The organism is Gottfriedia acidiceleris (assembly GCF_004138285.1).
GTDB classification, from domain to species: Bacteria; Bacillota; Bacilli; order Bacillales; family Bacillaceae_G; genus Gottfriedia; species Gottfriedia acidiceleris_A.
Genome location: NZ_SCFN01000025.1, coordinates 52,087 through 66,986 on the forward strand (window position 1 = coordinate 52,087; position 14,900 = coordinate 66,986).

Here is a 14,900-nt window from a genome sequence, read left to right on the forward strand (position 1 = left end):
TTTTTTTAATTATTTTAAAAGTGTTTGTAGGTTTTTGTATTGTTTTGTAGGTTTGCATATAGAATTAGTTTAGTATTTCATTTATATGTTTGAAAGCGTTAACAAGGGGGATTTATATGAAGAAATTTGGATTAGCTACGCAAATCTTTGTTGCTCTTATATTAGGTATTGTTGTAGGAGCTTTAGTATACGGAAATGAAAAGGCAATATCTTATATTCAACCGATTGGTGATATTTTTATTCATTTAATTAAAATGATCGTTATGCCAATTGTAATTTCAGCACTTGTAGTAGCTGTAGCAGGTGTAGGGGATATAAAGAAGCTTGGAAAACTTGGAGGAAAAACACTTCTTTATTTTGAAATCATTACGACAATTGCGCTTGGAATTGGATTGCTTGCAGCGAATTTATTCCACCCAGGTAAAGGCGTAGATATGAGTCATCTGCAAAAAGGTGATATTTCAGCATATGAACAAACAGCAACTGCAACACAACAAAGTGGTTTTGCAGAGACAATCGTTCATATTTTCCCGAAAAATGTGTTTGAATCAATGGCGCAAGGTGATCTTTTGCCGATTATTTTCTTCTCTGTTCTATTTGGTTTAGGTGTAGCAGCGATAGGAGATAAAGGAAAGCCTGTTCTTGGATTTTTTGAAGGTGTATTAGAAGCGATGTTTTGGGTTACAAATCAAGTTATGAAAACTGCTCCGTTCGGGGTATTCGCGTTAATTGCTGTAACAGTTGCAAAGTTTGGTGTAAGTACTTTATTACCACTTGGAAAACTTGTTTTAGCTGTTTATATAACTGTGGCATTTTTTGCTATTGTTATTTTAGGTATTAATGCTAAAATGACAGGGACGAATATTTTTACACTTATGAAGATTTTAAAGGAAGAGCTGATTCTTTCTTTTACAACAGCAAGTTCAGAAGCAGTACTTCCAAACATTATGAAAAAAATGGAGCAAATGGGTTGTCCAAAAGCAATTGTATCATTTGTTATACCGACAGGGTACTCGTTTAACTTAACGGGTTCAGCGATCTACCAAGCTCTTGCTGCATTATTTGTTGCTCAGATGTACAATATTCACATGTCATTTATGGAGCAGGTAACATTGTTGTTTGTACTAATGCTTACATCAAAAGGTATGGCCGGTGTCCCTGGTGCATCGTTCGTAGTAGTACTGGCTACACTAGGATCAATGGGATTACCTTTAGAAGGAATCGCATTAATTGCAGGTATTGATCGTATTTTAGATATGGTTCGTTCTGCAGTAAATGTATTAGGAAACTCGTTAGCAGCCATTACGATGGCGAAATGGGAAGGCGAATACGATAAAGATAAAGCGCAACAATATATTGATTCTATTAAGGAATCAAAAGTTGCGTAAAGATGGGAGAAAAAACAAATGGCGGCGACTGAAATTAAACCAAACATACGCATTGAAAAAGATTTTTTAGGGGAAAAAGAAATTCCAGCAGATGCCTACTATGGTGTCCAAACATTACGCGCAGTTGAGAATTTTCCTATTACTGGTTATAAAATTCACGAAGAGCTTATTAAAGCTTTAGCAATTGTAAAGAAGGCAGCAGCACTTGCTAACGTAGAAACAAAACGCCTTTATGAGGGAAATGGTAAAGCGATTGCAGAGGCAGCTCAAGAAATTATTGAGGGCAAATGGCATGATCAGTTCATTGTTGATCCTATTCAAGGTGGAGCAGGTACATCTATGAATATGAATGCTAATGAAGTTATTGCAAATCGAGCGCTTGAAATACTAGGTAAAGAAAAAGGTGACTATTTCTGCATTAGTCCAAATAGCCATGTAAATATGTCGCAGTCTACAAATGATGCATTCCCAACTGCAATTCATATTGCGACTTTAAATATGTTAGATAAATTATTAAACACAATGAAATATATGCGTGATGTATTTGATTTAAAGGCAAAAGAATTTGACCATGTAATTAAAATGGGCCGTACTCACTTACAGGATGCAGTACCAATTCGTTTAGGACAAGAATTCGAAGCATATTCCCGAGTACTTGGTCGTGATATAAAACGTGTCGAACAATCTCGTCAACACTTATATGAAGTAAATATGGGAGCTACAGCAGTTGGAACAGGTTTAAATGCAGATCCACGCTATATAGAACTAGTTGTTAAGCAACTTGCTGAAATAAGCGGCTTATCGCTTGTTGGAGCTGAGCATCTTGTTGATGCTACTCAAAACACTGACGCTTACACAGAAGTATCGGCTGCTCTAAAAGTATGTATGATGAATATGTCTAAAATTGCAAATGATTTACGTTTAATGGCTTCAGGCCCACGTGCAGGTCTTGGTGAAATTTCGTTGCCAGCACGTCAACCTGGTTCATCTATTATGCCAGGTAAGGTAAATCCTGTAATGGCAGAAGTGATTAACCAAGTTGCGTTCCAAGTAATCGGTAATGACCATACAATCTGTTTAGCGTCTGAAGCAGGACAATTAGAATTAAACGTTATGGAGCCTGTTCTAGTATTTAATTTACTTCAATCAATTAACATTATGAATAATGCATTCCGTGCATTTACAGATAATTGTTTAAAAGGAATTGAAGCTAATGAAGACAGAATGAAAGAATATGTAGAAAAGAGCGTTGGTCTAATCACAGCGGTTAATCCACATATCGGTTATGAAGTTGCTGCAAGAATAGCGAGAGAAGCAATTCTAACAGGAAAGCCAATTCGTGAACTTTGCTTAAAATATGACGTATTATCAGAAGAAGAGCTTGATCTAATTTTAGATCCATTTGAAATGACTCACCCTGGTATTGCTGGTGCAGTTCTTTTAGAACGTCAATAAATCAGTTAGACTGCTGATTAATGCTCACTTTCTATGTTGCTTCGCCTGTTTGCGGTGCTTATACCGCCATGTATGTAACTTTAGCGCCGCTTCTGGCCTAGCACATTGAAAGATAAGTTGCTTTAAATCAGTCTGACAATTAATTATTACAAAGTGAAGGGCGAAAAGCCCTTTTTTGCTTAAGTAAAAAAGATAAAAATAGAAAAGGGATGGGATTATATGCATAAATTCAAGGTAGGTTCGAATGGAGAAGTGGAGACTACCTTGCGAGGTGCCGAATTATTAGGTGTGCCAATGCTTAATAAAGGAGTTGCATTTACTCAAGAGGAACGAAAAGAATTAGGTTTAACAGGATTATTACCGCCAGCTGTACTTACGTTGGAGGAGCAAGCTAAACGAGCTTACGCACAATTCTCGTCACAACCTACTGATTTGCATAAAAATGTTGCATTATCAGCTTTACATGATCGTAATGAAACATTATTTTATCGTGTACTAACTGATCACTTACCTGAGATGCTTCCAGTTGTTTATACACCAACTGTTGGTTTAGCAATTCAACGTTATAGTCATGAATATAGAAGACCTCGTGGTTTGTATTTGTCGATTAATGAAGAGGATGGTATTGAACAAGCATTTGATAATTATGGCGCAAATGCAGATGAAATTGATTTAATCGTTATTACTGACGGTGAAGGAATATTAGGAATTGGTGACTGGGGAGTTGGAGGTATTAATATCGCAATTGGTAAATTAGCGGTATATACAGCTGCGGCAGGTATTGATCCAGCACGAGTATTGCCAGTCGTTTTAGATGTTGGTACTGATCGCGAAGAGCTACTAGATAATCCATTTTATGTTGGAAACCGTCATCCTCGCGTTCGCGATAGTCGATATGATGCGTTCATTGATAAGTTTGTAAGAACTGCTGTAGAAAAATTCCCAAATGCATTACTTCATTGGGAGGATTTTAGCTCTAAAAATGCACGAAACATATTAGATAAGTATCGTCACCAGGTTTGTACTTTCAATGATGATATCCAAGGCACAGGGGCAGTATCACTTGCAGCCGTGCTAGCAGCAGTGAATGCATCTGGTATTCCATTAAGTGAACATCGTGTAGTTGTATTCGGTGCAGGAGCGGCGGGTATTGGAATCGCAGATCAAGTACGTGATGCAATGGTACGTGAGGGTCTTTCATACGAATTAGCAAACCGCAGATTTTGGTGTATTGACCGAAATGGATTGCTTGCAGAGGATATGGAAGGGTTGTTCGACTTCCAACAACCGTATGCGCGCCCAATAGAGGAAAATAATTCAGGTGCAAGCCTAGCAGAAGTTGTAAGCCAAGTTCATCCTACGATCTTAATTGGTACTTCAACTGTTGCCGGTGCTTTCACAGAAGAGATTGTAAAAGATATGGCAGCACATGTTGAAAGACCTGTAATTTTACCGATGTCAAATCCTACACCACTTGCAGAAGCAAAACCATCTGATTTAATCAAGTGGACTGAAGGAAGAGCATTGGTAGCAACAGGAAGTCCATTTGCCCCAGTAACATATAACAAAACGGTTTATGTAATTGGTCAATCAAATAACGCGCTTATTTTCCCAGGCCTAGGACTTGGAACAAATGTTTCACGCGCGAGTATTATTACTGATGGAATGTTTGCAGCAGCTGCAGAAGCTGTAGCGGAAATGATTGATGTAAGTAAATTAGGTGCACCTTTACTACCTCAAATTGAGAATCTACGTACTATTTCAGAAGTAGTTGCGATTGAAGTAGCAAAAGCAGCAGTTGCTGACGGGGTAGCTCGAGTTATACACGACGATATTGAGCAAGCTGTACGAAACGCAATGTGGGAACCTGCATATCGACCTATTAAAGCTACTAAAGAATTGGTCACAATATAAAAACAAAAAATACAGCTTGTATCATCAAGCTGTATTTTCTTATGAAATTTAGTAGTATGGAGGATCATTGTGTTAATAACAACAAGGCGATATACTAGTAGCAAAAATCAGGAAGTGGCGGATTTGAAATCTAAAGGACTGCAAGGTAAAGATTTCTGGATTGTTATTGCACTTATGGTTATTGTTCCGATAGCGGGTGAACTGAACTTTCATCCATTTGATAATATATTTCGCGTTAGTTTTGGAACCCCAATTTTTTTCTTTTCTTTATTGTATTTTAGGAATTATCATTCTGTTGTAATTGGACTATTAATAGGCATATCTGTCTTTGTATTCCGTGTTGGACTAGATTGGTTAGTATTGACAGATTTTAATCTTGCTTCATCTTTTTCAGTCAGATTTCCTACTTTTTTATATTATTTTTCATATTCCGTTTTCTTTTATTTATTGAAAGTAAATCGGTTTCAACACCCTTTGCTTATAGGAATATTCGGGATTACTATTGAGATCACTTCTAGTTTAATCGAATTAATACTTCAACTATATGGAATGGGATCTTCACTTACTGTAGAAGAGTTAAACAAAATTATTATTATTGCGGTATTTAGAAGCTTTTTTGTATTAGCATTTATCAATATGATGAAGCTTTATGAGCTAAAACTGAAGGAATCACAAACTCGTAAAGAGAATGAAAATATGCTTATGCATTTATCAAATTTATATGTAGAATCTGTTTATTTGAAAAAGACGTTACAAAATGCCGAAACAATAACAAAAGAATCTTACAATTTATATCGAGACATGAGTAAGTATAAACAGGATTTAGGAGTTCCAATTGAAAAATGGGGGAGCAAATCTTTAAGAATTGCAGGAGAGGTACATGAAATAAAAAAGGATAACCAAAGAATTTTCGCTGGACTTTCTAAGCTTATTACAAGTGAAAGTTTGCCTGAATATATGAGTGTAAATGATTTAGTGACAATGATTATCCGAATTAATCAAAAATATGCAGGCATGCTAGGAAAGAAAATTGAGTTTATTTCCCAAATAAAGGGACAACATCCGAACTATCATATTTATCTAATGCTATCATTTATTAATAACTTAGTTGCGAACGCAGTTGAAGCTATAGAGCATAAAGGGACAATTCTCTTATCTATAGAAAGAGTTGAAGATTGGATTGAATGTAAAGTTATTGATAATGGCCCTGGAGTTCCGTCAAAACATATGAAGCTTATTTTTAAACCTGGGTTTACTTCTAAATATAGCGATGATGGAACTCCATCTACAGGAATCGGTTTATCCTATATTAAAGAAATGGCAGAAGAATTGGGAGGGGAAGTTATTCTCAATCAAAAAGAGAGTGAATGTATTTTTACGATCCGGCTACCAATTGGGGCTCTTGTCTTAGAAAGGGTGAATTTATGAATTTTTATATCACAGATGATGATGAAGTCTTTCGATCGATGTTGTCACAAATCATAGAAGATGAAGAGTTAGGTGAAGTTGTTGGTGAAGCGGAAGATGGCTCTTTTTTAGATGCAAATATGCTTGAAATAAATCATGTTGATATTTTATTAATCGATTTATTAATGCCGAAACAAGACGGGATAGAAACTGTTCGGAGAGTAGCACCTTCATTCAAAGGGAAAATTATTATGATTTCTCAAGTGGAGTCTAAAGAATTAATTGGGGAAGCTTATTCACTTGGGATTGAATATTACATTACTAAGCCATTGAACAAAATCGAAGTGTTATCGGTCGTTAGGAAGGTTTTGGAGCGTATCCGGTTGGAGAAATCGATCCGTGATATTCAAAAGTCATTAAGTAATGTTTTTGATGTAAATGCAATCAATCAACATAATCCAATGTCTGATAAAAAGAAAATTACGGATTGGGGACAGGTTCTATTATCGGAACTTGGTATAGCTGGAGAAAATGGAAGCAAGGACTTGCTTGATATGCTCAATTACCTATATGAGTATGAAACGAATTTTGGTCTAGAGGCAGGGTTTCCTACATTAAAGGATATATACACTCATATCAGTTTGAAAAAGCTAGGGGTTGTAAATTCTCAAGAAGACGTTGAGCGGGAAAGGAAATCATCAGAACAACGAGTTCGTAGAGCAATTTATCAATCATTAAACCATATGGCATCAATAGGACTGACAGATTTTGCAAACCCTAAATTTGAAAATTATGCTTCAAAGTTTTTTGATTTTGAAACAGTTCGTCAAAGAATGAGTGAATTGAAACAAGTATCCTTAACTGCATCAACACATACTCGCATTAATGCAAAGAAATTCATACAAGTTTTATACTTTGAATCGAAACAGCTTTTAGTTGAAAGATATTAAAAATATATTTTATTAGGCCCTCAGCGCTTTTGGTGAGGGTCTTTTCGAATGTGATTACTTTCTGGAATAAACTAAATAGTACACTCATATTCTAAAATGACAAAAATTAAAAAATTCTAATAATTCATTCTCAGATTGTAGCATAGAAGAGTTTTAAAAGAATAAAATAATATACCTTAATAAATTATATCTATGCCCATCTACGTTAGGGGTGATGTACATTGGGCTTAATCGACTGGATAATGGGGAAAATGAATTTTCAATCAAGTACTAGTTCTTTTGAGTTGTTAAGTGATGAAGGGGATGGCCAATTAACATTAGGCGATACATTATTTAAGAATGATGTAATCAGGGCATGTATTAGACCTAAAGCCAATGCAATTGGAAAACTAAAAGTAACGCATGTTAGAGAAAATAATAGAGAATGCAAGATTAACCCTGATCCATGGGTTTATAATGTACTGCAAGAACCAAATCCATTTATGTCTAGGCAATTACTTTTAGAGAAAATGGTAACTCAGCTTGACCTAAACAGTAATGCGTTTGCATTTATAAGGCGAAATGATTTTGGTTATCCTACCGCTATTTTTCCTATTCCTTGTACAAAAGTTGAAGTGCTCGAAAATAATCAAGGTTTGATATTTTTAAAATTCACATTCAAAACCAAAAATGTACTAATTTTACCTTATAGCGATATCATTCATTTGAGACAAGATTTTAATAGTAATGATCTATTTGGTACTCCCCCATATGATCCTTTACTTCCGTTATTAGAAGTGATTGATTCGGTAGATGACAGTATCGTCGAAAATGTAAGTAACAATCGCTTTATAAATTGGTTATTGAACTTTAACGAAATACTAGATCAAGAAGATATGATTCAGAATACGAATGAATTTGTAAACAATTATATGAAATTTACAGGAGATGGTGTAAAAGCAGGTTTTTCAGAGCCATCTTACACTTTACAGCAGGTACCTGCAAGTAATTATGCCCCAGAGGCAGAAAGAACAAGTGATACAATCAAAAGAATCTATAGTTTTTTTAATACGAACGAAAATATCGTTCAAAGTACATTTAATGAGGATCAATGGAATACGTATAATGAAGCCGTAATTAACCCTCTAGTCATCCAGCTAAATAATGAATTTACACGTAAATTCTTCACTCCAGCGGAAAGAAAAAATGGGAATCGGATAGTTTTTGAAGCATCTAACTTAGAATTTGCATCAATCGCAACAAAATTAGCATTTTCAGTTATGGTAGAACGAGCTTCCTTAACTCCTAATGAATGGCGTTCTCTAATGGGGATTGGGCCAATCGAGAGAGGAAATGTACCACTTCTAAAAACTGATACTGCTCCAATCGATCAGAAAGAAAGAGATAGAGAATTTGAATTACGTGTTGAAAGAGAAAAGAAACGAGAAGAAGAAATTGAAAGATGTAGACAAGAATGTATGGAAGAATGCAAAGAGTTTAGAGAATTTTGTAAGGAACAACAAAAGAAGCTTTTAGAAAAACCAGAAACTGACGATAAAACTAGTTAATAAATTTAAAGCTTTTAACTATTTATAGTTAGGCTTTTTTTTTTTCCAGTAGATAGTATAAATCACATAGACAGGATACTTGTCCGAACACTTTTTCCATTGGTTCATATAGTAAAGTAATAGCTAATATTAAACCAATTTATGGAGTTGTTTATATGTTTGAAAAAGATGCGATTATTACCCTATTAGGTAGTTCTGGCGGAGTGGCAAAGGCAGTTCTTTCTATATTTAATAAAGCGGCAAAGGATCAAAATGATCCGATTCATCAGATAATGCAAAATGCCAGGTTTCATTTAATTGATTTGAAACAAAAAGACTTAACTTATTTTGAAAGGATTATTCCTAATCTAATAGAAAACGTTACGTTTCATGAAATGAATGTTAATAATATTGATTTAATGAAAAAACATCTCATAGAGAGTAATACTGTTATTGTAGTTGACGTTTCTAGAGCGGATTCTGTTGAAATGTTGCGCTGTTGTAATGAGTTTGGTGTGAAGTATGTCAACACAGCTTTAGAAAGTGAAATTGTAGATGGAGATGAAAGTATTAGTTCTGGGTTCCCACTTAAAGAACGTTTACGTATCTTCGAGGAAAATAAACGAAAGTTTAAAAATACTAAAGCAATTATTGGTTCAGGGATGAATCCTGGTATTGTGCAGTGGATGGCAATCGATTTAATGAACCAATTCCCTTCCGAAAAACCTCTTGCATGTTACATTGTTGAACATGATAATTCTTTTTATGAAAACCCTTCTATAGCTCAAAAAGAAACAATTTACACCACTTGGTCCCCAGATTGCTTCCTAGAAGAGGCAGTTACAAGCTTTCCTATGTTTGTTAAACAAAATATTCCAATATTCTTGTATGATGATGTTTATTCTGTTGAATTTAAAGTAACATTGGGCGAAAAAGTCTTTTATGGTTGTCTTATGCCACATGAAGAAGTATTTATTATTGGCAAATTGTTCAACTTAGAAAGTGGTTTTGTGTATCGAGTTAATGAGCATACAACAAATCTAATTAGAAATAATTTAAATAACACTGACGAAATATTGGGTTTTGATAAAAAGCTTCTAGATCCTTCAACAGCTCCATTGGTAGGAGAGGACGTAGTTGGAGTTTTACTTGTGTACGAAGATAAAGAGCGCTATATCTATAATGTTATGAACAATAAAGATTCATTCGCTAATTACGGTACAAATGCAACCTATCTTCAGGTAGCGTGTGGAGTGTATGCAGGAGTTGCAAGTTTATTTTTGGATACAGTAGAAAATGGTGCCTACTTTGTAGATGAATTAGTATTAAATACGAATAGTAAATATGGACAGTATTTAAAATATCATATGCCTCAGTTTGTATATGGAGAAAATGAAAAAAGTGATGGATTACTTTTACAAAGAATGAAATCATTCAATAATTAAAAATATGAAAGAGGGAAGAAAGTGTTTTTCAGACCCTCTTTTTTATTATTTAAGAAAGAAAGACCTTTATAAGTCTTAAAAAAGCATTTTTAATTCAAAATTAATACAATTTTTCTTTTCTATTATATAAAATCTGTGTTTTTTATGAAAATTATTATTTTTTTATGGAAGAAATTAAGTATGTAGTTTTTGAATGAAGCACCCCTTTTCGTCTTAGACTATGGCTACGGGGAGGTTTCATCATGAATCTTATAACAAATTTCCGAGAAAAAAGAAGAGCAAAGCAAATTAAATTTGAAAAGAGCTTATTAAAAGAACTAAAAATAATGCAATTAAAAGCCCAATTAAAGGATTCATTTTCCTACTGTATAGACGCAGACATTAACCAAAGAAAAGCAAGAGAAGATTACTGTTTAGAGTTAGCGGTAGAAACATACTTATTGGGTGCAAGGTATAGCCGATTTGGTTTTTATGGTGAACCAATTGAGAATGTTAAAAGAAGATCAGCTAAAGAATCTGAATGGTTAGCTTATTTATTTTATTCTTCTGTATTTGGTCGTAAGGATGATATTCAAACAGAACCGTTTGACAAATGTAAATCTTTTTTAAATAGTTGGTGGTTAGATGGATATGTAAAAGGAGAAAGAAGACACAAACTTCGTTTATCAAAGTAAGTCATATTCTTCCTAGTTGTCCCATATATTTTTTATAGGACAATCAGGGGGAGAAAAAATGAAAAGATGGCATTTAATCGTTATCATTGTAACCTTTGTTTTATTGATTTTGAGTATACCTTTATTACAAAAAACTTCTAAGACCTGGAATTTTAGAGGACTACCTCTAGATGGAAAAGTGATTGTTTTGGATGCTGGACATGGTGGACCAGATGGAGGTGCTTCAGGTGGAGATGTTATTGAAAAAGTTGTAGCTCTATCAATAACAAACAAACTGAGGGATTATTTACAAGGTCAAGGCGCAACGGTTATTATGACAAGAGATGGAGATTACGATCTAGCAGAGGATGGAATGAAAGGATATAGTAGAAGAAAAAGCGTTGATTTAAGGAAAAGGGTAGAAATTATTAATGGATCGAACGCAGACTTATACATATCAATTCATTTAAACTCCTTACCTAGAACATCTTCAAAAGGTGCACAAACATTCTTTTATGGTTCATTAATTGAAAATGAGCGATTTGCAAAATACGTCCAAGCTGAGTTAAGAGAAAGTCTAAATAATACTCATCGTTTAGCGAAAATTATTAATCATGTTTATTTGATGAAATATGCCAAAGTACCAGGTGCGCTTGTAGAAGTTGGCTTTTTATCAAATTATGAAGAAAGTCAGCAGTTAAGAGATGAAGAATATCAAGATAAACTTGCTGCAGCTATATATAGAGGGGTTATTAGATACTATACAGATAAAAATGAACCGCCGAACTAATCGGTGGTTTTCATTTTTACTAACTAATTAATGTTACTTAGGACTAACTATGTTACATGTGTTATACTATTTAGTATATTAAGATAACGAGGTGTAAATATGCTTACCAATGAACAAGTATTATCACTTTTAGGTACAATTAATGAGCCATTTTTAAATAAATCATTAGTAGAATTAAATGCTGTTAAAGAAATTTCGATAAAAGATGAGAAGAAACATGTAAGCGTTAAAATTGCTTTGTTGAAAACGGGCACAGCTGAACAAATGCAAATTCAAACACAAATTGTTCAGTTATTAAAGCAGAATGGTGCTGATACGGTTGGAATTCGATTTACTGAATTTACAGAAGAAGAAAAAAGTCAGTTTATTGATGACAACCAAGACAACTCAACACTTTCACTATTAGATAATAAAAAAGTACAATTTTTAGCGATTGCAAGTGGAAAAGGTGGAGTAGGAAAATCAACTGTTTCTGTGAACTTAGCAGTTGCTTTAGCAAGATTAGGTAAAAAAGTAGGTATAATCGATGCTGATATTTATGGCTTTAGTGTACCGGATATGATGGGAATTACGACAAGACCTGTGATCAGAGGTGAGCGTATCATTCCAGTTGATCGTTTTGGAGTAAAGGTCATTTCAATGGGATTCTTTGTAGAAGATAATTCACCAATTATTTGGAGAGGTCCAATGCTTGGAAAAATGCTACAACAGTTTTTCACAGAAGTTGAATGGGGAGATTTAGACTATTTATTACTAGATTTACCACCTGGTACTGGAGATGTAGCGTTAGATGTTCATAGCATGTTACCATCTTGTAAGGAAATAATTGTTACGACACCACATCCTACAGCTTCAATTGTTGCGGCTAGAGCGGGAGTAATGGCATTAAAAACAAATCATGAAATTATTGGTGTTGTAGAAAATATGAGTTATTTTGAAAGTAAAAAAACTGGCGAAAAAGAGTATGTTTTTGGTAAAGGCGGAGGAGAAAGGCTTGCAAAAGAGCTTCAAACAACTCTATTAGGACAATTACCTTTACAGCAACCTGATTGGGATGAAGAAGACTTTGCTCCTTCAATATACGATAAAGATCACCCAACTGGTAAAATCTATACGTCGATTGCTAAACAAGTGGTCGAAAAAATCGTATTAAATAAATAATAAACAATACCCTTTTAATTTGTATGCTTGTTTTTTGTTAGTAATGGTTATAACCACTGCTAATATTTAGACATGAATTGAATTATTAGGGTATTTATATTGATTAAATAGTTAATAAAGTTTTATATGAAACGTTAATTTTAGAAGAAAATCAGAAGCTTTGTGAAAACGGGGGATTAAGAAACGAATGACGAGTCGGAAATTGGTTCGATTATTTTTAACAACACTACTAGTTGGCGGAATCGCAACAATCATAACGGGTATTCTTTACGGGTATAAAGAGTATTTAAGTTACGTTCAAGATGGTAGATTTATTAAACTTCTAGTAGAAGTATCATTTTTATTTATATTGGGATTAGTATTCAGTGCAGTAAGTCAGATGGGATTCTTTGCATATTTGACAATACATAGATTCGGATTAGGCTTATTTAAGTCATTATGGAATACAGTTCAAATTGTAATAATCGTATTAGCTTTATTTGATTTAGCTTATTTTCGATTTAAAGAGTATGCACATGGAGAGGCTTTTACCGTATATTTAATATTCCCAATAGTGCTTTTAGTAGGTAGTTTGATTGTTTCTTATATAAAAATGAAAGAAACAAACAAAGGGGCGTTTATTCCAGCATTATTTTTTATGATTGTCGTTACAATCGTTGAATGGGTCCCTGCATTAAGACAGAATGATCTTTCGTGGTTAATTCTAATGTTAGTACCGTTATTTATTTGTAATGCGTATCAGTTATTAACTCTACACAAAATACTAAAAAGCTAAGAGAAATATCTCTTAGCTTTTTTATTTTACAATTTTAATATTCGTTTTAGTATTAGATATCATTTGAGAGACAGTTATGTTTTTATATCCTTCATTTTTTAAATAGGACCAAATTAATGGCAATGCTTTTGGCGTTTGAAGTGCCGAATCACTTGCATGAAGCAAAATGATGTCTCCCGGATCAGTATTATTTTCTACGCTTTTAACAATTTTATTTGTTCCAGGGTTTCTCCAATCTTCAGTATTAATACTCCAATGAATCACAGAAAGATTGTTCCGTTCAGCAAGTTTTATAACTTCTTTATTATATTCACCATTTGGTGGTCTAAATAGCTTAACGTCTTTTACGCCTAGACGATTAAATACTTCTGCTGAATTATTTAAATCTCTTTGCATTTCAACTGGAGTTAGCTGGGTGTAGCTTTTATAACGGTACCCAAGTGTCCCAATCTCGTGACCTTGCTTAACTATTGTTTCAACAATCTCTGGATGTCGCTCTGCCCATGATGCGGATATGAAAAAAGTTGCATTCGTAATTTTTTGATTTCGTAATACGTCCAAAACTTTAAGTACATTTTCATCGCCCCAGCTTATATCAAAAGTAAGAGCTACATTTTTTTGTGAGGCATCACCTTTGTAAATTGCCATTGGCCCCTTGTTTGTTGAAAAAGTTGAAAATGTTTTAGGTGCTTGTATATAAACTAAGCAAGCTGTGAAAAATGCAATAATAGTAATTAAAGAAAATTGCTTTAATTTTCTTTTTGAAGTGATGTAAAAGTAAAAAAGCATAAAATCGCCTTCTTTCTTGTCCAAGTTCTTATATAAAGGATATGAAATTAAGTAAGCTTGTATGCTATAAAACGAAATGATTAAATGTTTTAAGTATTAGAACAATAAAATTGGGATTTTCTTAAAATTGTATAAAGCCGAAAGTTCCATGGAGTGGTGTTTATGTTTGGAATACTTCTAAATAAGGAGCATGTATTAGAAATCGAATCGCTCATAATACGTTCGCTATATGAATTAGATAAAGAGTTATCATCGCATAACTTAAATGAAAGAGTTAAAAATGAAATGATCCAAAAGAAGAAAATCTTATATGAAGTGTATAATAGATTACCGCTATAGGAGGATTCACTTAAATAATGGTGTAGAGAGTAAAAAGCATCACTTCTTTTCACTTTCGCAATCATAAGAGGCTTGTTCACTTAGTCCATGAAAAAGATTTTTAAAAAAATCAATTTTGTGTTGACGTTACATTCGAATGCGTGGTATATTATTTCTTGTCTTCAACGACAACAAAAACTGATTCAACAAAATAAAAAAACAATTTTTAAAAAATGTTGACAGGCTATATTACAAAATGGTAATATTAAAAAGTCGCTTACGGGCGATATAGTGAACTTTGAAAACTAAACAAAACATGAAGTAAACGT

At 33.8% G+C, this 14,900-nt stretch carries 13 protein-coding genes; 12 read left to right on the plus strand and 1 reads right to left on the minus strand.

From position 1 onward, the window contains the following. Positions 1-116: 116 nt before the first annotated feature. The 11 genes from EP747_RS21540 to EP747_RS21590 all read left to right on the plus strand — a co-directional run bounded on the left by EP747_RS21540 (position 117) and on the right by EP747_RS21590 (position 13,464). Positions 117-1,388 carry a cation:dicarboxylate symporter family transporter gene (locus tag EP747_RS21540; RefSeq protein WP_129692079.1) on the plus strand — a complete coding sequence of 424 codons (1,272 nt, stop codon included), beginning with the start codon at positions 117-119 and terminating at the stop codon, positions 1,386-1,388. Between the two features lie 18 nt (positions 1,389-1,406). Continuing rightward, complete coding sequence (aspA, locus tag EP747_RS21545) at positions 1,407-2,843, plus strand: aspartate ammonia-lyase (RefSeq protein WP_129692080.1); 1,437 nt, start codon at positions 1,407-1,409, stop codon at positions 2,841-2,843. Positions 2,844-3,062: 219 nt separating this feature from the next. After that, positions 3,063-4,757, plus strand: a complete 1,695-nt coding sequence (locus EP747_RS21550; RefSeq protein WP_129692081.1) for an NAD-dependent malic enzyme — start codon at positions 3,063-3,065, stop codon at positions 4,755-4,757. A 114-nt stretch (positions 4,758-4,871) separates the two neighbouring features. After that, on the plus strand, positions 4,872-6,185 hold the full coding sequence (locus EP747_RS21555) for an ATP-binding protein (protein WP_419179336.1): 1,314 nt from the start codon (positions 4,872-4,874) through the stop codon (positions 6,183-6,185). After that, on the plus strand, positions 6,182-7,114 hold the full coding sequence (locus EP747_RS21560; protein ID WP_129692082.1) for a response regulator: 933 nt from the start codon (positions 6,182-6,184) through the stop codon (positions 7,112-7,114). Before EP747_RS21555 ends, EP747_RS21560 begins: the two co-directional genes overlap by 4 nt. Before the next feature lie 221 nt (positions 7,115-7,335). Beyond that, positions 7,336-8,661 (plus strand): phage portal protein, encoded by a 1,326-nt coding sequence (locus EP747_RS21565; protein ID WP_129692083.1) that lies wholly within the window; start codon positions 7,336-7,338, stop codon positions 8,659-8,661. A gap of 155 nt (positions 8,662-8,816) precedes the next feature. Continuing rightward, positions 8,817-10,085 carry an S-adenosylmethionine decarboxylase related protein gene (locus EP747_RS21570; protein ID WP_129692084.1) on the plus strand — a complete coding sequence of 423 codons (1,269 nt, stop codon included), beginning with the start codon at positions 8,817-8,819 and terminating at the stop codon, positions 10,083-10,085. A 242-nt stretch (positions 10,086-10,327) separates the two neighbouring features. After that, the gene (locus EP747_RS21575) at positions 10,328-10,759 is read left to right on the plus strand and encodes a DUF2521 family protein (RefSeq protein WP_129692085.1); all 432 of its coding nucleotides are present in this window, start codon (positions 10,328-10,330) and stop codon (positions 10,757-10,759) included. 58 nt (positions 10,760-10,817) lie between these two features. After that, a complete protein-coding gene (cwlD, locus tag EP747_RS21580; protein WP_129692086.1) occupies positions 10,818-11,528 on the plus strand; it encodes an N-acetylmuramoyl-L-alanine amidase CwlD in 711 nt (236 codons plus the stop codon). Positions 11,529-11,627: 99 nt separating this feature from the next. Next, the gene (locus tag EP747_RS21585; protein ID WP_129692087.1) at positions 11,628-12,689 is read left to right on the plus strand and encodes an Mrp/NBP35 family ATP-binding protein; all 1,062 of its coding nucleotides are present in this window, start codon (positions 11,628-11,630) and stop codon (positions 12,687-12,689) included. A 187-nt stretch (positions 12,690-12,876) separates the two neighbouring features. Further along, the gene (locus EP747_RS21590; RefSeq protein WP_129692088.1) at positions 12,877-13,464 is read left to right on the plus strand and encodes a KinB-signaling pathway activation protein; all 588 of its coding nucleotides are present in this window, start codon (positions 12,877-12,879) and stop codon (positions 13,462-13,464) included. A gap of 21 nt (positions 13,465-13,485) precedes the next feature. Here EP747_RS21590 and pdaB read toward each other — a convergent pair whose 3' ends face one another. Beyond that, positions 13,486-14,253 carry a polysaccharide deacetylase family sporulation protein PdaB gene (pdaB, locus tag EP747_RS21595; protein WP_129692089.1) on the minus strand — a complete coding sequence of 256 codons (768 nt, stop codon included), beginning with the start codon at positions 14,251-14,253 and terminating at the stop codon, positions 13,486-13,488. 162 nt (positions 14,254-14,415) lie between these two features. On the opposite strand from pdaB, the gene EP747_RS24405 reads away from it, so the two are divergent. Continuing rightward, entirely contained in the window at positions 14,416-14,592 is a 177-nt protein-coding gene (locus EP747_RS24405; RefSeq protein WP_165347199.1) for a hypothetical protein, read from the plus strand. Positions 14,593-14,900: the final 308 nt, after the last annotated feature.